Raw genomic sequence first — 17,030 nt, forward strand, 5'->3', positions numbered from 1 at the left:
ATCCTCATCCTCGTCGTCGGCATCGCCATCGACCTCCTCATCTTCAGCCCCGTCGAACGCTGGGTCCTGCGCACCCGCGGCCTGCTGGTCAAGGGCTGATCAAGCCGCCGCCCACGCGCTCGTCCACGGGCCGCGGCAGCCGGCCGGTCCGGTCATGACCCTGCGCGGGACACGTCCGCGGGTGGCGCGGCCGCCCCGCGGTGCTTGATGTTGACGGCCGACGCTCTGGCCAGTGCCACGGGGTTCAGGAAGCGCAGCGGACCGATCAGGCGCTGTGCGAACAGGTGCATGTGCCGCGCCACCGACTCATCGCGCGCCGCCGCCGAGAACACCAGCCGTTCCACGGGATTGAACGGACGCGCCTTGGCGAACTCGACGGCCATGGACTGGTGGCCGCGCAGCCGGCGCCGGTGCCTGCGCGCGTAGGCCACCAGGGATTTGTCGAGGTCGCCCCGGCCGGTCGCGGCCGGGGCGACCGCCTGGGCCAGCCATTGGGCGGACTGCAGGGCCCATCCGCATCCCACCCCCCACAGGGGATCGCCGGTCAGGGCCGCGTCGCCGATGAGCGCGACGCCCGGTGCGGTCGGCTTGCGGGTGTGAAGCGGGTAGTTGACCGTGCCGGTGATCTTCGTGATGCGTTCGGCGGAGTCGATGGGCGGCGCCTCCGGCAGGGCGCGGACGAACGCGAAGAAGCTGCCCTCCAGGTCCTCCCGGAAGGCCGGGAGCCGCTTCTTGTCCGGGAGCACCGCGAGGACCGTCACCCCGTCGTCGTTGGGGAACGCGTACGCCATGTCGGGCTCCAGGAACCACGTCTGGCCGATCCCGCCGTGCAGCGGAAGGTTCCGGAAGTGGGCGAGATACCCGAACCGCGTGTTCTCGTACTGCCGGGCCGGCATCCCGGCGAACTTCGCCACGGCCGAGTCCTTGCCGTCGGCGCCGACGACCAGGCGGGCCCGGATCTCGCGCTCGCCCTGCGGTGTGGAGGCGCGCACCCCCGCGGTTCGCCCGGCTTCCCGGACGAGCCCGGTCACGTGGTGGCCGAGGAGCAGATCGACGCCGGGGGTTTCCGCCGCACGGGACCTGATCAACGGGTCGAGGATGCTGCGCCGGATGTTGTACGCGTACGGCAGCTCGGGGCCGTCCGGCGCGGCCCTCGGCTCGATCCATCCCCAACGGGTGTACCAGCGGGCCTCGTTGCGGACGGCTCCCGCCTTCTCCAGGGCGGGGATGAGACCGAGTTCGTCCAGGACCGGGTAGGCGTTGGCCGTGATGGAGTGGGTGCACAGCACCTTGTACGCCTCGGGGTCCGAGCGGCGTTCCAGCAGTGCGACGCGGACACCGCGTCGAGCGAGCAGGATCGCCGCGGCGCTGCCGGCGAGGCTCGCCCCGCTGATGACGACGTCGTAGTCGTATCCCGCGCTCTCAGGCTTGGTCATGCGCTGATCGCTCCCTTCGGTGGTGCGGTGCCGTTCATGGGAGTGGTGCGGTGCCCATGCTGTCAGGCGCATGACCAATCCCACAGGGAGCCGCTCGGGCGCGCGTGGGACCCCGCATCCCGCCGGATACGGGGGTCCCAGGCGCTCGCGCCGGACGTACGGACGTACGAGCCCGCTACCAGGAGGACTTGGTGACTCCGGGGAGGAAGCCGGCGTGCGCCTGTTCTCGCATGCGGACGCGGGAGAGGCCGAACTTCCGCAGATGGCCGCGGGGCCGGCCGTCGACGCCGTCCCGGTTGCGCACGCGGGTGGCGCTCGCGTCGCGGGGCTGCTTGCGCAACTCCTCCAGAGCCGTGTGCCGTTCGGCCTCCGTCGACGACGGCCGCCGCAGGACCTCCTTCAGCTCGGCACGCCGGGCGGCGTACCGCGCGACGACCGCCTTGCGCTTCTCGTTCTGCGCGATCTTGCTCTTCTTCGCCATCAGACCTTCACCCCACGCGCGCGGATCCGGGCCACTGCGGCCTCGATCCCGATGGCGTCGATGGTCTTGATCGCTTTCGCGCTCAGGGTCAGGCGGACATGACGGCCTTCGCTGGGCAGCCGGTAGCGCTTGGCCTGGATGTTGGGGTCGAAGCGGCGCGAGGTGCGCCGGTGCGAGTGGGAGATGTTGTTGCCGAAGCCCGGCTGGGCGCCGGTGAGCTGGCAGTGGGCGGACACGGTGTTACCTGCCTCTCGCGGAAGCGAAACGGTTATTGGAAATGATTTCCATTCCCGTATAGTAGCGGCATGGCACGCAGCGAAGTACGCCCGATCGTCAAGCTCCGCTCCACCGCGGGCACCGGCTACACGTACGTCACCCGCAAGAACCGGCGGAACGACCCGGACCGCATGGTCCTGCGCAAGTTCGACCCGGTGGTGCGCCGGCACGTCGACTTCCGCGAAGAACGCTGATCCCCCGCTCCCCTCCCCGAAGGACACCGTCATGAAGCCCGGAATCCACCCCGCCTACGGCCCCGTCGTCTTCCGCGACAAGGCCGCCGACTTCGCCTTCCTCACTCGCTCCACGGCGACCAGCGCCAACACCGTCGAGTGGGAGGACGGCAACACCTACCCCGTCATCGACGTGGAGATCTCCTCGCAGAGCCACCCCTTCTACACGGGCACCGCCCGCGTCCTGGACACCGCCGGCCGCGTCGAGCGCTTCCAGCGCCGCTACGGGAGCACGGCGTGATCCTGCCCGTCGTCATCGTCGGCGGGCTCCACTGCGACGCCCGCAGGGAAGTCGTGGACCGGTTGCTGCACGCCGTCCCCGACAGCGTCGTCCTCCACCACGACCTGTCCACCGCGGCGCAGGGCACGGTGCGGCGCGTGGTGCGCGACGCCTCGGGCGAGCTGTCCCGAGGCACGGCGCCCCTCGTGAACGACTGTGCGTGCTGCGCGCTGCGCGAGGACCTGGTCCCCGAACTGGAACGACTGGCCGGCAGCGGCCTGACCCGGCTGGCCGTAGTCGAGCTCTGGGACTCCGTGGAGCCCAAGGCGATGGCCGAGGTCGTCGCCGCGCACGGCGCCGGCGTCCTCGACCTCACCGCCGTGATCACCGCGGTCGACCCCGCGCTCGTACTCCCGTACCTCGTCAACGGCGATGACCTGGCAGAGGTGGGCCTCGCGGCAGCCGCCACCGACCAGCGCACCGTCGGAGATACCTGGGCCCGCCAGCTGGAGTACGCGCCCCTACTCGCCCTCGTCGACAGCGAAGAGGCCGATGACGAGGACCGGGCGCTCCTCGCCCAGCTCCATCCGACCGCCCGGCAGGTACCCGCCGCATCCGGCGAACTCGCCCGACTGGCCTTCGCCGGTTTCGACGTGGAGACGGCGGCCGCCGCCCAGCACCCGGCCTGCGCGCTGCTCCCCCAGGAAGCCGACGAGGCGGGAGTCACCACCCTTGTCTGGCACCGCCGTCGGCCCTTCCATCCCGAACGCCTCTACGCGGCGCTGGAGGACCTCTGTTGCGCGGCCGCCCGCAGCCGCGGCCGCTTCTGGCTCGCCGACCGCCCCGACACCCTGCTCGCCTGGGACGCCGCGGGTGGTGCCCTGAGCGTGGAGAACGCCGGCCCCTGGCTGGCGTCCCTGCCGGACGCCGCCTGGGAGCTGGTCCCGCCGATGCGCAGGGCGGCTGCCTCGCTCGACTGGCATCCCGAGCACGGCGACTGCTGCCAGCACCTCGTCTTCACCTCCCCCGGCCTCGACCGCCACGGCTTGGAGCAGCTCCTCGAGTCCTGTCTCCTCACCGACACCGAATACGCGGCGGGCCCCGAGGCGTGGCGGAGGCTCCCGGCCGCCTTCGGCCCCCTCCTCGATCCCGTCTCCTGACCACCACCCGACCACCCGACCACCCGTAAGGAACGCGCATGGCCCGCCGCCAGACCGCCCACAAGCCGCTCAAGTCCCGCCCGAACCCACTGGACGCAGCGGAGATCACGTACATCGACTACAAGGACACCGATCTCCTGCGGAAGTTCGTCTCCGACCGCGGCAAGATCCGCAGTCGCCGGGTCACCCGCGTCTCCGCCCGGCAGCAGCGACAGCTCGCCACCGCGATCAAGAACGCCCGCGAGATGGCCCTGCTCCCGTACGGCAGCAGGTAAGCCTTCGCGGAGGTCGCATTCGGGCGACTGCTTGACAATGAAGTCAAGCAGTCGCTTGAGTTCTATCGTGAGACCAGAGAAGACGGACCTTCGACGCGAGGCCGGTCAGCGCACGCGGGACGATCTGCTGGCGGCCGCTCTCGCGCTGCTCGCACAGCGGGGACAGGAAGGGGTGACCCTCCGCGAGATCACCCAGAACGCCGGAGCCAACGTCGCCGCGGTGAGTTACCACTTCGGATCGCTGAAGGCACTGTGTGACGTGGCGATCGAGCACGCCCTGGAGCGGTACCTGGACGCGCAGATCCGGGAGCTCGACACCCTGGCGGGGAGCGCGACCGTGAGCGAGTTGGCCGAGGCCTTCGCCCGGCCGATGATGAGCGCCCTCGCGGCCGGGGGGCGGGACCTCGCCGTGATACGGACCGTGGCGCGGGTGGGGATCGATCCGCCCGAAGGGTGGGAGCGGCTGGCCGGAAAGTTCCAGCGGGCCCGGTGGCAGGCGGTGCGGGTACTGGCGGCGAACCTTCCCGAGGTCGATGAGCCGGAGCTCGTCTTCCGCGTCCGATGCGCCGCCGGGATGCTGAACTGGCTCGCGGTGGCACCCATCGGGGCCGAGCTGGGCGCCGAGGCCACCGAACGGGTGGAGCGGATGCTCGTCCCCGTGGTGGCCGGGGCTCTCCAAGGAGTCCGGTAGACGCCGGACGCCGCCCGACGGTCTGCGCCGGCCCGGCGCCCCCAACGAATTCAATCAGTTGCTTGACAAGGTGGCCGACCCCTGCCCACAATTTCAATCAAGGGTTTGAATGGATTCTCTCGACACGGGAGGGCACCATGAACACCGACGCGGAAGCCGTGGTCCGGGCGGCGTACCGAGCCGCCGAGGGCAGCGTCCTGGACGTACAGGGCTTCGTGGACCTGTTCGCCGAGGACGGCGTCTTCAACAACGTCGTGGCCGGCGAGAGCTACCGCGGTGAGCACTTGGGCGACCTGGTCGCCTTCATGGGAGCGCTCGCCCCCGACGTGCACCGCGAACTGCACCGATTCCATGTCATGGGCAACGTCGTCGCCGTCGAGCTGACGATCCGGGGCACCTTCACCGGGCCGTTCGAGACGCCCGCCGGCACCATCCGGCCGACCGGCGCCGCGCTCGACATCCCCACGGCCGACTTCTGGTACGTCGAGGACGGCAGGATCAAGGAGTTCAACTGCTATGTCGGCCTCAGCGTCATGCTCGCCCAGCTCGGCGTGCAGCCCGACTTCGCCTCCGCCGTCACGGCGTCGACCGCCGTGCCGAGCTGACCGACCCGCAGACGCAAGGCGCCAAGAAGAGGCAGACGAACCATGCCCACCATCGGCATCATCCTCGGCAGCACCAGGCCCCACCGCGTAGGGGACCAGGTGGCGCGCTGGGTCCTCGACCACGCCTCGCGCCGGACCGACGCCGGCTTCGGGCTGCTCGATCTGCGCGACCACCCGCTCCCCCACCTCGACGAGCCGATGCCGCCCTCCCTCGGCCAGTACCAGAACGAACACACCCGGCGGTGGGCCGAGACGATCGCCGCGTACGACGGATTCGTCATCGTCACCCCCGAGTACAACCACGGCGTCCCCGGTGTTCTGAAGAACGCCCTGGACTACCTCTACGCCGAGTGGAACAACAAGGCCCTCGGCCTGGTCTCCTACGGCGTCGCGGGCGGCGTACGGTCCGCCGAGCACCTGCGCCTGGTCGCCGCCGAACTCCAGATGGCCGACGTACGCCAACAGGTCACGCTCTCCCTCATCACCGAGTTCGAGAACTTCACCGTCTTCAAGCCCGGCGACCACAGCCTGCACGCCCTGAACACGATGCTCGACCAGGTCATCGCCTGGACCTCGGCCCTCGCCCCGCTGCGCACGGCACCGGCCGTCACGAGCTGACCCACCCGGCTGGTCGGACACCGCCCGGCAGTGCCGTAAGGTGGGGTTCACCGACGCGGGGTGGAGCAGCTCGGTAGCTCGCTGGGCTCATAACCCAGAGGTCGCAGGTTCAAATCCTGTCCCCGCTACTACCCGGAATCTGCCGTACGGGGGCGGATCGGGGCGATCCGCCCCCGTTCCCGGTCCACCGATCAGCCGTCCGCGAGCGCCCAGCGGTCCGTGATCAGCGCGGCCTGCTCCTGGAGCGCCGAGACCAGCTCCTGAGCGCTGCCGGCCGCGGTGGAGCGCAGGACGACGACGCTGATCTCCCGGGTGAGGTCCGGGCCGTCGAGGCGGCGTACGACCAGGTCCGGGTGGGGGGCGCCGAGGGCGAGCCGCGGCACCAGGGCGATGCCCGCGCCGGCGGCCACCAGGCCCTGGACCACCGCGTAGTCGTCGGTACGCATCGCGTGGACGGGCTCGAACCCGTGTTGGGCGCAGGCCCACGACAGGACCCGGTCGCACGGGTCGTGGGCGTCGGCGGCGCCCACCCACTCGGTGTCCCGCAGCGCAGTGAGCGGGACCCGGTCCAGGGCAGCGCACGGGTGGTCCTGCGGCATGACCAGGAGCAGGGGGTCGACCAGGAGGGGGTGGAGCGCGAACTCCTCGTCCAGGTCGAGCCGGTCCCCGGGCTGTGAGAAGACGAGCGCGGCCTGGAGCTCCCGGGCCCTCAACCCGCGCAGGAGCAGAGGCAGTTCTCCCTCGGTGAGCGAAATGTGGACGCCCTGCTGGTGAAGGCGTTTGACGGCCGGGGCGAGCAGGAGGGCGCCGGCGGTCGGGAAGGTGCCGATGTGGAGGGTGCGCATGCCCCGCTCCGCGAGACCGCGCACCTCCAGCTCGGCGTGGCGGAGCCGTTCGAGGACGGCCTCGGCGTGCGGCAGCAGGGCTTCGCCGAGCTCGGTGAGTGTCGCGCCGCGCGGTCCGCGCCGGACCAGGCGGGCGTCGAAGTGGGCCTCCAGCGCGGCCAGGTGGTGGGTGATCGTCGGCTGCGTGTAGTGCAGCGCCCGGGCGGCCGCGGCGAGCGAGCCCTCCTGCGCGATGGACCGGAGCACCTGGAGGTGGCGGATCTCAAGCATATAGACAGCCTATGGAGAGCTATAGAAAACTCCAGCATTCCTCTATCACCACGACCCTGACACCCTCCCGGTGTGAACACGCGAACCACCCCTCCCCCAGGCCGTCCGCCGTACCCGGACCAGGACCAGCTGCGCGCCCCGTACGCCGACGCCCTCCTCGCCCACGCGGGACGCGACTGGCTGCGGCTGAACGTCCCCGGTCACGCGGCCGCCCCCGGATCGGACCTCTGCGCCGCCTTCGGCACGCAGGTGCCGGCCCTGGACTTCCCGCCGCTGCTCGACGGCCTGGACCTCGGCGCGCACACTCCGCTGGACGAAGCGCTGGAGCTCGCCGCCGGCGCCTGGGGCGCCCGGCGCACCTGGTTCCTGACCAACGGCGCCTCACAGGGCAACCAGATCGCCTCGATGGTCGCCCCCGCCCTGGGCCGCACGCTGGTCGTGCAGCGCAGTGTGCATTCGAGCGTCGTCGACGGGCTGGTGCTCTCCGGCCTGCACGCCGTGTTCGTCCGGCCCTCCGTCGACCCCGACCAGGGCATCGCCCACGGGGTCACCGCAGGGGAGGTACGGACGGCCCTGGAGCGGACCCCCGACGCCGCGGCCGTGTACGTGGTCTCGCCGAGCTACTTCGGAGCCGTGGCCGACGTGCGGGCCCTGGCGGACGCCGCACACTCCGCCGGGGTGCCCCTGATCGTCGACGAGGCGTGGGGATCGCACTTCGGCTTCCACCCCGCGCTGCCCGACGGGGCACTGGCCCTCGGCGCGGACCTCGTGACCTCCAGTACCCACAAGCTCGGCGGCAGCCTGACCCAGTCGGCCATGCTGCACCTCGCCGAGGGCCCCTTCGCGGACCGGCTCGAACCCCTCGTGGACCGGGCCTTCCGGCTGGTGCAGTCGACCAGTGCGAGCGCCCTGCTGACCGCCTCCCTGGACCTCACCCGCCGGGCCCTGGTCACGGGCGCCGACCGGATCACGGGCTCGGTGGAGGCCGCGGACAAGATACGGGGAGTCGTACGCGCGCTGGGCCGTTTCGGGGTGGTCAGCGACGGCTTCCACCGGTTTCCCGACATCACGGCCGCCGACCCGCTGCGCATCGCCCTCGACACCCGGGTCGGCGGGATCACCGGGCACGAGGCGCGGCGGCTGCTCTTCCGGGACCACCAGGTCATGGTCGAAGTCGCCACGGACGCCGCGATCGTCGCCGTGGTGGGCGCCGGGTCCGCGCCGGACGCCGATCGATTCATCGAAGCCCTGCACTGCCTGCCCGCCCCGCTCGACGCCTCCGGCTCCGGCTCCGGCTCCGGCCCCGAGGTCCCCGGGCGGGCACCGCTGCGGCTGCCACGCCCGGGGCCGGCGCGGCTCACGGCCCGCGAGGCCTTCCTCAGCCCGGCGCGGGTGGTGGCCGCGGAGGAGGCCGTGGGCATGGTGTCCGCCGACACCCTGGCCGCGTACCCGCCCGGCATCCCCAACGTACTGCCCGGCGAGGTCATCACCTCCGAGGCCGTCGCGTTCCTCCGCCGCACCGCGGCCGCCCCCGGCGGTCACGTGCGCGGGGCTCTCGACCCGGACGTCTCCCGCCTCCGGATCGTCGCACCCTGACGCTCGCCGTGGCCGGCGTTGCCCCGCCTACCCCGGGCCCCGGGGAAGGCGGGGAGGTACGCCTACCGGGCGCCTGCCGACGCCCCGGCCAGCGAAGGGGATCCGGTCTTGACCGGCGACTGCGCGCCCGAGGGGTCGAGCTGGGCCTCCATGTCGTCGAGGGCGCTGCGCACCGCCGCGATCCGCAGGCGGAGCTCGTCCGCCCCCTCCGACACCTCCCGCCCCGTGGGAACGGAGGGCCGCCGGGCGGCGGCCTGCTCGGCCCGCTTCTCTTCCTGCTCCATCTCGCGCGCCTCCTCCAGGGCGTTGAGGACGACGCCGATCAGCACGTTGACCAGGACGAAGGAGGCGAGGAGCACGTACGAGGCGTAGTAGAGGATGCTGAACGGGGAGACCGCCAGTCCGGCGTGGACGGCATCGCCCAGGCCCTCCAGCGTCATCAGCAGGAACAGGGTCAGCCCGGCCCGGCCGAGGGAGCCGTAGTGCACCGGGTCGTGGCCGGCGAAGCAGATCCACCCGATCATCGCGTACACGTAGAGGATCAGGGCGCCCACGAACAGGAAGCTCACCGTTCCGGGCAGGCTGCGCCCGACGGCGACCAGCAGGACCCGCAACTGCGGCATGAACTGCGCGGTGCGCAGCACCCGCGCCAGGCGCAGCAGCCGCAGCAACGTGGTGTTCTCCCGCAGGAACGGGACGAAGGCCGAGGACACCACCAGGAGGTCGAACACGTTCCACGGGTCGCGGAAGAAAGCTTTCGGCCGGTCGGCGTGCGCGGCCAGGCGGATCAGCATCTCCACGCTGAACGCCACGACGCAGAACCGCTCGGCGGAGTGGAGGAGGGCGCCGTACTCCACGGACAGCCCGCTGTACGTCTCCACGCCCAGCAGCACGGCGTTGAGGAGGATCACCGAGATGACGCCCAACGCGAACGCGGGCGCCTCGCACACGTCGCGGCAGCGCGCGGCAAGCCTCTCGCGACCGGTGGACGTCCGAATGAGGTCTGACATCATGCTCCCTCGCCCGCGACCGGCGCCCGGTCGCGGGCTGTGTCGCGCCCCGGCGGACCCGGGGCTTTGATCAAGCTCCAGGTCGTGTAACGCCGCAGGGCCGAATTCGAGTCGCTCCGGCCCGACACATCGCCCGATCGGGGAACCGCGGCGCCCGGTCGCAGGCCGACCGGCCGACCGGTCCGGTCGGTCACCGCGGTGTGCGTGGCACTCAGACGGGCTGGGTGGCGAAGAGCTCCAGGTGACCGCAGTTCGGGCAGCGGTACGCATCGATCTGGCGGCGGGGGCGGCCCATTCGCTTCGCGCCGCCGAACAGACCGCGCTCCAGCGGGCCGACGATCCAGCGGGCGTAACCGCGGGAGCCCTCGCCGGTGTCCTCGACGAAGCCCTGCTCAAGGCCGATCGTGCCGCAGTACGTGCACCTCACTTCGCTCACCGGCCGATTGTAGGGGCCATGCCACCGGGCCGTGGGCTCGGTGCTCGAAGCCGTACGTTCGGCTCCGTCCGGGCCGGATGCGGTGCGCTACCCCTGGCGTACGGGGTGGCGGAGCAGATAGACCGCCGCCGTCGACACCAGGGCCGTCATGCAGGCGAGGAACACCAGTCCGGCGCCCTCCAGGCCGACGGGACCCGTGAGCACCCCCACGCCGATCACCGGTACCGAGATGCCCGCGTACGCCACCACGAACAGCATCGAGATGACCGCCGCGCGCTGGTGGGCCGGGGACGCCCCGGCCACCGCGGAGAGCGCCCCGCGGAAGGCCAGGCCCTGCCCAGCGCCGCCGACGAGCGCGCTGAGGACCACCAGCACCAGCAGGTCCCAGTACAGGGCGCCCGCGAGCAGCAGCAGCCCGGCGAGGAGCGTCACGCAGCCCAGCGGCAGGGACCGGGCGACGCCGATGCGGCCGACGGCCAGCTGCCCGGCGGTCGACGCGAAGAAGGCCAACGCGACGACCAGCCCGCTCACCGCCCGGTTGTGCACGCCCAGGGATTCGACGAGGAAGGCCGGGCTGACCGACGTGAACACTCCGAACAGCGCGAACCCGACGAACGATGCGGTTGCGGCGGGCACGAACACCTGCCGCACCGACGCGGGCAGAGCGGGCCGCTGCGGCCGGACCGCCGCGAGCGGCTGCCGCTCCCGTACCGTCTCGGGGAGTCGCAGCAGGACGGCGGCCGAGCCGGCCACGAGGACGAGGTGCACGGCGAACGGCAGGTACAGCGGCCAGGGAGCGTACTGGGAGAGCACGCCGGCGAGCAGGGGGCCGCAGCCCAGCCCGCCCATGTTGGCGGCCGTCGCCACGAACGTGGCGCGGGAGGATCCGTCCCGCGGCGCCAGTTCGATGACGTAGGCCGTGGCGGCCCCGGTGAACAGGCCTGCCGACAGGCCCGACAGCAGCCGGCCCGCGTACAGCCAGCCCAGCCCGGTGGCGCACAGGAAACAGCCGGCGCTCGCCGCCGCGAGTCCGAGGCCCGTCAGCAGGACGGGCCGCCTGCCCACGACGTCCGAGGCGTTGCCCGCCAGCAGCAGGACCCCCATGACGCCGAACGCGTACACGGCGTACACGATCGTCACCTGGAGCTCGGAGAATCCGAATTTCTCCTGGTACAGGCCGTAGAGGGGGGTGGGCAGAGTGGTGCCGGCCATGCACACGGCGAACACCGCCCCGCCGAGGAGGCACTGGTGCCATCGTCTGCGATCACCGTCCATGCCGCCGACGGTAACGGCGCCCGGCATCCCCGACGGCGCGGCATGCCGGGGCCTTCGGCATCCGGGTTCAGCCCCGCAGGAGCCTGCCCGCCGCCAGGGCGTCCTTGACCTCCTGCGCCACGCGGGCCGCGTCCTCGGGGTTGTTCACCACGTCCGTGTGGTTCATGTCGATGACGAGGACCTCGCTGGCCGAGTAGTGCTTGTGTACCCAGTCGTCGTAGCCGGACCACAGGGTCCGGTAGTACTCGACGAGGCCCTCGTCCTGCTCGAAATCGCGGCCCCGCAGCCCGATGCGGTGCAGCACCGTTTCGAAGTCCGCCTTGAGGTAGACCATGAGGTCGGGTGCCTTGCGGTACGGCAGGCCGTCGATCTCGCGCATCATCTCGTTGAGCAGCCCCTCGTACACGCGCATCTCGAGGGAGCTGATCCGGCCCAGGTCGTGGTTGACCTTGGCGAAGTACCAGTCCTCGTAGATGGACCGGTCCAGGACGTTGTCACCCTGCTTGTACGCCTCCTTGATCGAGGCGAACCGCGTCTGCAGGAAGTAGAGCTGGAGGAGGAAGGGGTAGCGCTTCGCCTGGATCTCTTCGGGGCTCGCCGTGTAGAAGAGCGGAAGGATCGGATTGTCGGCCACGCTCTCGTAGAAGACTTCGCTGCCCAGCTCCTTGGCGAGCAGCTCGGCCACGCTCGTCTTGCCGATTCCGATCATGCCACCGACGCAGATCACTGCCATACCTCACTTCTCCCTGGGGATCTTCTGTTCGCGGTCGGGTGGGCCGGGCGCCCCACACCACTGAGACGCGTGTCGGCGGTCACTCGATTCCCCAAGATCTTCATGATCAGCGCCATCCGGTCCCCGTCCGGGCCAGGGGCCCCGACGCGCACCGCGCTCCTCGACCGGCCGGACGGACGGTTCGGCAGTTGCCCCGTGCAGTGACGAACCACCGCCCCGCGGCCGCCTTGAAGCATAAATGACGCTTCGCCCCACGACGGCCAGAGCGTCGGCGCCCCGCGCCTCACCTCGCGCTCCGGCGCCGGCGCCGGCGGCCTCCGGGGCCCGTCAGAGGTGCTGGAGGACGGCGGCGGTGAACTCGGCGGTGGAGGCGGAACCGCCGAGGTCGCGGGTGCGGACCGGGGTGGTGGCCAGGACGCGGGCGATGGCGTCGGTGATGTCGGCCGCGGCCCCGGGGTGGCCGAGGTGGTCGAGCATCATGGCGGCGGACCAGATCGCGCCGATCGGATTGGCGATGCCCTGCCCGGCGATGTCGGGGGCTGATCCGTGGACCGGCTCGAACATCGAGGGGTACTCGCCCTCCGGGTTGAGGTTGGCGGACGGAGCGATGCCGATGCCGCCGGCCACCGCCGCCGCCAGGTCGCTGAGGATGTCCCCGAAGAGGTTGGACGCGACGACGACGTCGAAGCGTGCGGGGTCGAGGACGAACTTGGCGGCCAGCGCGTCGATGTGCTCCTGGTTCCACTCGACCGTGGGGTGCTCGGCCGAGCGCTCGGCCACCAGCTCGTCCCAGAACGGCATGGTGTGCACGATCCCGTTGGACTTCGTCGCCGACGTGAGGGGACCGCCGCGCCGTTCGGCGAGGGCGAAGGCGAAGTCGAGGACCCGGGTCACTCCCGCCCGCGTGAACACCGCTTGCTGCACGGCCATTTCGTCGGGAAACCCGCGGTTCATCCGACCGCCGATCTCGCTGTACTCGCCTTCGGTGTTCTCCCGGACGACCACGAAGTCCACCTCGCCGGGCACGGCCGCGCGGACGGGGCTGGGAAGACCGTCGAACACGCGGATGGGGCGGAGGTTGACGTACTGGCCGAAGGCCCGGCGGATCGGGATGAGCAGCCCCCACAGGGAGACGTGGTCCGGCACGCCCGGGTAGCCGACGGCGCCGAGAAGGATCGCGTCATGGCGGCGGAGCTGCTCCAGTCCGTCCTCGGGCATCATCGAGCCGTGGCGCAGGTAGCGCTCGCAGGACCAGTCGAATCGCTCGTAGGTGAACGCGATGCCGTGGCGCGCCCCGACGGTGTCGAGGACCTCGCGTGCCGCCGGGAGGACTTCGGTGCCGATGCCGTCACCGGGGATGAGGGCGATGCTGTGGTTCGTCATGGCTCGCATTCCAGCAACCGGGGGTCGTCCGGGTCCAACACGTATCGCCGATGTGGCTCATAGGCCGGCCCTATCAGCCGGTGCGCCGGCGATCTCCAGGAAGGCGCCGGCGGCCGGCGTCAGCCGTCCCTTGCGGCTCACCAGGACGTTGTGCTGGACGCAGGCGGGTTCCAGGTCGAGGACGAGGGCTCCGGCCCGCTCGGACAGGTCGGCCCAGGACTGCGTCACGACCGCCAGTCCGACGCCTCCGAGCACGAGGGGCAGGAAGGCCATCCGGTGCTCGGTCTCCACTGCGATGCGGACGTCGATGCCCTGGGCCTTCAGGTCGTCCACGTAGGCACGGATCCCAGTCCCCCGCTGCCCGGCGATCAGCCGATGCCCACGGAGCTGCTCGGCGCGCACCGCCCGCCCGGGCGGAAACGGGCCGTCCGCCGGGGTGACCAGGACGAGCCTGTCGTCTCCGACGTGGTGCGCGACGACGTCCCGGCTCTGCAGCGGCGAGGAGGTGATCAGGAGTCCGAGTTCGCAGCCTCCGGTGCGCACCCTCTCGACCACGGCCTCACGGGTGAGGGCTACGCGCAGGCTGAGCGACACGGCCGGAAAGCGCTCGGTGAAGCGCTGGACCATGGTGCTGAGGGGTTCGATGGTGGGTGAGGCCATCGCGGCGATCTCCAGGCGCCCACCGCGCAGTTCACGGACGGAGCCGACGCTGGCCCTGGCCAGCTCCAGCGCGTGCAGGGCTTCCCGGGCCCGTGGAACGAGTGCGGTACCGGCCTCGGTCAGGACCACCCTCCTGCCGATCCGGTGGAACAGGCAGCCGTCGACGTCGCGTTCCAGGGCCTGGATGGCCTGTGACAGGGACGGCTGCGACACGTAGAGCGCCGCGGCCGCGCGGTTGAAGCCACCGTGGTCCACGATGGCGAGGAAGTACGTCAGCTGCCGGAAGTCCACGGTTCAGCGTAGGCCGTCCGCGACGAACCGTACGGCCCCGTCACCGCCGCGCCGGAGCAGGCCCGCCGTGGGGGCGGGGAAGTGCGTGCCGATCACGAGGGTTCCCGTGTCGGCGTACCGTTCGACGAACGCGCGCCGGGTGGCGGCGGCCTGCGCCGCGTCGGTGTCGGCGAGGCTCGCCACATCGGGTTCGATGAACTGCACCGGGTGGTGCACGAGGTCACCGGTGATCACCGCGCGTTCCCCACCGGATTCGACCACGACCGCGACCTGGCCCGGGGTGTGTCCGGGGGCGGCTTCCAGGCGGACTCCGTCGCACACCCGGTGATCGGTTCCGACGAGGTCGACGAGTCCCCCGTCGACCAACGGCCGCATCGTGTCGCGGAGTTCCGCATCCGCTTCGTCCGCCCAGTGGTCCCATTCCACACGTGTGACCAGATGGCGCGCCCGCGGAAAGGTCGGCACCCACTTTCCGTCCTCCAGGCGCGTGTTCCACCCGATGTGGTCGAAGTGGAGGTGGGTGCTCACCACGGTGTCGATCGATTCCGGAGGGTAGCCGAGCGCCGTGAGGTCTTCGAGCCACGCCGTGTCCAGCATGCGCAGGAAGGGCACCGACGCCCGTGCGTTGCCCACGCCCGTGTCGACGAGGATCCTGCGCGTACCGGTGTCCACGACCAGTGCGTGGACCGAGAGCAGGAAGCTGCCGTCCACCCCGCTGAAGCCGGGAGCGGGCCACGGGTACCTCTTCAGGAGCGCGGTGTCGTTCGTCCGCAAGGCCGCCGTGAGGAGCACCGGCAGCTCCACCTCCAGCACTTTGTGAACCGTCGTCGTTCCGATGCGCCACGTCGCCATTCGCCCTCCACCTCAACCAGGGATCGAATAATATTGACGATCGACACAAGAGCGCAATATTTTGAGGTGGCCCAAGGCCCGGGACTCACGGCCCGAGGCCCGAGACCCTCGCTCCCGGTCTGGAAGGACACGCTGGATGGGTACCGCTCAGGACCGCACCGCGCCCGTCGTGAACACTCGCTCGGGCCCGATCCGCGGCATCGTCGAAGACGGCCTGGCCGTGTTCAAGGGCGTGCCGTACGCGGCGCCGCCCGTCGGCCCCCTCCGGTGGCGCCCCGCGCAGCCGCATCGAGGATGGAGCGGCACCCTCGACGCGACGCAGTACGGACCCAGCGCTCCGCAGGCCGTCCGCGAGGGTGATCCGGTCCTGGGCGGCCACGGCCTCCCGCCCTTCGACGAGGACTGTCTGACCCTCAACGTCTGGACGCCCGGCACCGACGACGCGCGCCGTCCCGTCCTGGTCTGGATCCACGGCGGCGCCTTCATCTCCGGGTCCGGGGCGATGCCCAACTACTCCGGCGAGACCTTCGCGCGCAACGGCGACCTGGTGGTGGTGAACCTCAACTACCGGCTCGGGCCACTCGGCCTGCTGTCCTTCGCATCGGCCGCCGGCGCCGAGTGCGGCAACGTCTGGCTCACGGACCAACTCGCCGCGCTGCGCTGGGTCCAGGACAACATCGCGGCCTTCGGCGGGGATCCCGGCAACGTCACCGTCGCGGGCCAGTCCGCCGGCGCGCTGTCCACCGCGGCGCTCGCGGCCCACGCGGGTGACGGCCGTCCCTTCCGCCGGGCCATCCTGCAGAGCGTGCCGCTCGCCATGCCCCTCGCCACGCCCGCCGAGTCCCTGGCCCGCACCGCCGCCTATCTGGAGATCGCCGGCGCGCGGGACGAGGACGAACTGCGCGCGATGCCGTGGCCGCGGCTGGTCGAGGCCACCGCCGGACTCCTCACGTCCACCACGGAATGGGGACACTGGACCGCGCCGTTCATGCCGGTGCTCGACGGCGGGACGGCGGCGCGGCAACCCGCTCTGAACCTGCTCGACGGTCCGGGCGCGGACCTCGACGTCCTCATCGGCTGGACCAGGGAGGAGTCCGCTTTCACGTTCGCGCTGGGCGAGGCGTACGCGTCGGCGACCAGGGAACAGGTGCTCCGCCGGGCACGGGACAGCTTCGGTGACGGCGCGGCCGACGCGTACGCGGCGTACGAGGCCGCCCGACCGGGCGCACGGCCGATCGACGTACTCATCGATCTGAGCACCGACGAGCTGTTCAGGAAGCCCACCCTGGCGTTCGCGGAAGCGCGGGCGGTACGGGGCCGCCCGGTCTGGGCGTACGAGTTCGGTTTCCCCACCCCGGCGCACGACGGCCGCCTGGGTTCACCGCACTGCCTGGACCTGCCGTTCGTCTTCGACAATTTCGACAAGTGGTCGCACGCGCCGTTCCTGGCCGGAATGGACACGAGAACCAGGGACGGCCTCGCCAGGACCGTGCACGGGGCGTGGATCGCGTTCATACGCACCGGCGACCCGAACCCCCCCGCCATGCCGCGCTGGGACCGGTACGACGTGGAGTCCCGCACCACGATGTGCTTCGACACCGTCACCACGGCCGTTTCGCACCTCGCGCCGCACTGATGGGAGCTCGGGCGCGGGTCAGGTCGGGCGCGGGTCAGGTCGGGGGCG

Annotated in this window: 20 protein-coding genes, 1 tRNA gene and 1 pseudogene; 11 read left to right on the top strand and 11 right to left on the bottom strand. The window is 71.3% G+C overall.

Going from position 1 to position 17,030, the window contains the following annotated elements:
* Positions 1-99 (top strand): annotated as a pseudogene (locus ADK52_RS41095) (ABC transporter permease); the annotation flags it as partial.
* A 53-nt stretch (positions 100-152) separates the two neighbouring features.
* Here ADK52_RS41095 and ADK52_RS03920 read toward each other — a convergent pair.
* The 3 genes from ADK52_RS03920 to rpmB form a co-directional block, all read right to left on the bottom strand.
* Positions 153-1,436, bottom strand: a complete 1,284-nt coding sequence (locus ADK52_RS03920; RefSeq protein WP_053688376.1) for an NAD(P)/FAD-dependent oxidoreductase — start codon at positions 1,434-1,436, stop codon at positions 153-155.
* A 175-nt stretch (positions 1,437-1,611) separates the two neighbouring features.
* On the bottom strand, positions 1,612-1,917 hold the full coding sequence (rpsN, locus tag ADK52_RS03925) for a 30S ribosomal protein S14 (RefSeq protein WP_053688377.1): 306 nt from the start codon (positions 1,915-1,917) through the stop codon (positions 1,612-1,614).
* The gene (gene rpmB, locus ADK52_RS03930; protein WP_053688378.1) at positions 1,917-2,153 is read right to left on the bottom strand and encodes a 50S ribosomal protein L28; all 237 of its coding nucleotides are present in this window, start codon (positions 2,151-2,153) and stop codon (positions 1,917-1,919) included. The genes rpsN and rpmB overlap by 1 nt, the downstream gene beginning before the upstream one ends.
* A 69-nt stretch (positions 2,154-2,222) precedes the next feature.
* Between rpmB and rpmG the strand changes: the two genes are divergently transcribed.
* From rpmG to ADK52_RS03970, 8 genes are all read left to right on the top strand, one after another.
* On the top strand, positions 2,223-2,387 hold the full coding sequence (rpmG, locus tag ADK52_RS03935; protein WP_053688379.1) for a 50S ribosomal protein L33: 165 nt from the start codon (positions 2,223-2,225) through the stop codon (positions 2,385-2,387).
* A 31-nt stretch (positions 2,388-2,418) separates the two neighbouring features.
* On the top strand, positions 2,419-2,667 hold the full coding sequence (locus ADK52_RS03940) for a type B 50S ribosomal protein L31 (RefSeq protein WP_053688380.1): 249 nt from the start codon (positions 2,419-2,421) through the stop codon (positions 2,665-2,667).
* Positions 2,664-3,806: a CobW family GTP-binding protein gene (locus ADK52_RS03945; protein ID WP_053688381.1), complete on the top strand. Its 1,143-nt coding sequence runs from the start codon at positions 2,664-2,666 to the stop codon at positions 3,804-3,806. The genes ADK52_RS03940 and ADK52_RS03945 overlap by 4 nt, the downstream gene beginning before the upstream one ends.
* 38 nt (positions 3,807-3,844) lie before the next feature.
* Positions 3,845-4,081, top strand: a complete 237-nt coding sequence (gene rpsR, locus ADK52_RS03950; RefSeq protein ID WP_053688382.1) for a 30S ribosomal protein S18 — start codon at positions 3,845-3,847, stop codon at positions 4,079-4,081.
* Between the two features lie 67 nt (positions 4,082-4,148).
* Entirely contained in the window at positions 4,149-4,772 is a 624-nt protein-coding gene (locus ADK52_RS03955; RefSeq protein WP_234343337.1) for a TetR/AcrR family transcriptional regulator, read from the top strand.
* Positions 4,773-4,909: 137 nt separating this feature from the next.
* Positions 4,910-5,377 carry an ester cyclase gene (locus ADK52_RS03960; RefSeq protein WP_053688383.1) on the top strand — a complete coding sequence of 156 codons (468 nt, stop codon included), beginning with the start codon at positions 4,910-4,912 and terminating at the stop codon, positions 5,375-5,377.
* Positions 5,378-5,419: 42 nt separating this feature from the next.
* Positions 5,420-5,995, top strand: a complete 576-nt coding sequence (locus ADK52_RS03965) for an NADPH-dependent FMN reductase (protein ID WP_053688384.1) — start codon at positions 5,420-5,422, stop codon at positions 5,993-5,995.
* A 54-nt stretch (positions 5,996-6,049) separates the two neighbouring features.
* Positions 6,050-6,123, top strand: a tRNA-Met gene (locus ADK52_RS03970).
* Positions 6,124-6,186: 63 nt separating this feature from the next.
* Here the strand turns inward: ADK52_RS03970 and ADK52_RS03975 are convergent.
* On the bottom strand, positions 6,187-7,110 hold the full coding sequence (locus ADK52_RS03975; protein ID WP_053688385.1) for a LysR family transcriptional regulator: 924 nt from the start codon (positions 7,108-7,110) through the stop codon (positions 6,187-6,189).
* 72 nt (positions 7,111-7,182) lie between these two features.
* Between ADK52_RS03975 and ADK52_RS03980 the strand changes: the two genes are divergently transcribed.
* On the top strand, positions 7,183-8,706 hold the full coding sequence (locus ADK52_RS03980; RefSeq protein WP_078987929.1) for an aminotransferase class I/II-fold pyridoxal phosphate-dependent enzyme: 1,524 nt from the start codon (positions 7,183-7,185) through the stop codon (positions 8,704-8,706).
* 62 nt (positions 8,707-8,768) lie between these two features.
* On the opposite strand, the gene ADK52_RS03985 is transcribed toward ADK52_RS03980, so the two are convergent.
* The 7 genes from ADK52_RS03985 to ADK52_RS04015 form a co-directional block, all read right to left on the bottom strand.
* A complete protein-coding gene (locus tag ADK52_RS03985) occupies positions 8,769-9,716 on the bottom strand; it encodes an ion transporter (RefSeq protein WP_053688386.1) in 948 nt (315 codons plus the stop codon).
* 211 nt (positions 9,717-9,927) lie between these two features.
* Positions 9,928-10,152, bottom strand: coding sequence for a hypothetical protein (locus tag ADK52_RS03990; RefSeq protein ID WP_182508734.1), 225 nt, complete (start codon positions 10,150-10,152; stop codon positions 9,928-9,930).
* A gap of 87 nt (positions 10,153-10,239) precedes the next feature.
* The gene (locus ADK52_RS03995; protein ID WP_053688395.1) at positions 10,240-11,427 is read right to left on the bottom strand and encodes an MFS transporter; all 1,188 of its coding nucleotides are present in this window, start codon (positions 11,425-11,427) and stop codon (positions 10,240-10,242) included.
* A gap of 67 nt (positions 11,428-11,494) precedes the next feature.
* Entirely contained in the window at positions 11,495-12,160 is a 666-nt protein-coding gene (locus ADK52_RS04000) for a deoxynucleoside kinase (protein ID WP_053688387.1), read from the bottom strand.
* A gap of 327 nt (positions 12,161-12,487) precedes the next feature.
* Positions 12,488-13,543, bottom strand: coding sequence for a tartrate dehydrogenase (locus ADK52_RS04005; RefSeq protein WP_053688388.1), 1,056 nt, complete (start codon positions 13,541-13,543; stop codon positions 12,488-12,490).
* Between the two features lie 57 nt (positions 13,544-13,600).
* On the bottom strand, positions 13,601-14,494 hold the full coding sequence (locus tag ADK52_RS04010; RefSeq protein ID WP_053688389.1) for a LysR family transcriptional regulator: 894 nt from the start codon (positions 14,492-14,494) through the stop codon (positions 13,601-13,603).
* A 3-nt stretch (positions 14,495-14,497) separates the two neighbouring features.
* Positions 14,498-15,346: an MBL fold metallo-hydrolase gene (locus tag ADK52_RS04015; RefSeq protein WP_053688390.1), complete on the bottom strand. Its 849-nt coding sequence runs from the start codon at positions 15,344-15,346 to the stop codon at positions 14,498-14,500.
* A 136-nt stretch (positions 15,347-15,482) separates the two neighbouring features.
* Here ADK52_RS04015 and ADK52_RS04020 point away from each other — a divergent pair, with 136 nt between their 5' ends.
* Positions 15,483-16,982, top strand: coding sequence for a carboxylesterase/lipase family protein (locus tag ADK52_RS04020; RefSeq protein WP_053688391.1), 1,500 nt, complete (start codon positions 15,483-15,485; stop codon positions 16,980-16,982).
* Positions 16,983-17,030 lie beyond the last annotated feature (48 nt).

The organism is Streptomyces sp. WM6372 (assembly GCF_001279655.1).
Classification (GTDB): Bacteria; Actinomycetota; Actinomycetes; order Streptomycetales; family Streptomycetaceae; genus Streptomyces.

What these genes read in the sequence shown, in the direction of transcription:
- ADK52_RS03920 (WP_053688376.1), bottom strand. Translation starts at nt 1,436, where the DNA reads ATGACCAAGCCTGAGAGCGCGGGATACGACTACGACGTCGTCATCAGC.
- rpsN (WP_053688377.1), bottom strand. Translation starts at nt 1,917, where the DNA reads ATGGCGAAGAAGAGCAAGATCGCGCAGAACGAGAAGCGCAAGGCGGTC.
- rpmG (WP_053688379.1), top strand. Translation starts at nt 2,223, where the DNA reads ATGGCACGCAGCGAAGTACGCCCGATCGTCAAGCTCCGCTCCACCGCG.
- ADK52_RS03940 (WP_053688380.1), top strand. Translation starts at nt 2,419, where the DNA reads ATGAAGCCCGGAATCCACCCCGCCTACGGCCCCGTCGTCTTCCGCGAC.
- rpsR (WP_053688382.1), top strand. Translation starts at nt 3,845, where the DNA reads ATGGCCCGCCGCCAGACCGCCCACAAGCCGCTCAAGTCCCGCCCGAAC.
- ADK52_RS03960 (WP_053688383.1), top strand. Translation starts at nt 4,910, where the DNA reads ATGAACACCGACGCGGAAGCCGTGGTCCGGGCGGCGTACCGAGCCGCC.
- ADK52_RS03965 (WP_053688384.1), top strand. Translation starts at nt 5,420, where the DNA reads ATGCCCACCATCGGCATCATCCTCGGCAGCACCAGGCCCCACCGCGTA.
- ADK52_RS03975 (WP_053688385.1), bottom strand. Translation starts at nt 7,110, where the DNA reads ATGCTTGAGATCCGCCACCTCCAGGTGCTCCGGTCCATCGCGCAGGAG.
- ADK52_RS03985 (WP_053688386.1), bottom strand. Translation starts at nt 9,716, where the DNA reads ATGTCAGACCTCATTCGGACGTCCACCGGTCGCGAGAGGCTTGCCGCG.
- ADK52_RS03995 (WP_053688395.1), bottom strand. Translation starts at nt 11,427, where the DNA reads ATGGACGGTGATCGCAGACGATGGCACCAGTGCCTCCTCGGCGGGGCG.
- ADK52_RS04000 (WP_053688387.1), bottom strand. Translation starts at nt 12,160, where the DNA reads ATGGCAGTGATCTGCGTCGGTGGCATGATCGGAATCGGCAAGACGAGC.
- ADK52_RS04005 (WP_053688388.1), bottom strand. Translation starts at nt 13,543, where the DNA reads ATGACGAACCACAGCATCGCCCTCATCCCCGGTGACGGCATCGGCACC.
- ADK52_RS04015 (WP_053688390.1), bottom strand. Translation starts at nt 15,346, where the DNA reads ATGGCGACGTGGCGCATCGGAACGACGACGGTTCACAAAGTGCTGGAG.
- ADK52_RS04020 (WP_053688391.1), top strand. Translation starts at nt 15,483, where the DNA reads ATGGGTACCGCTCAGGACCGCACCGCGCCCGTCGTGAACACTCGCTCG.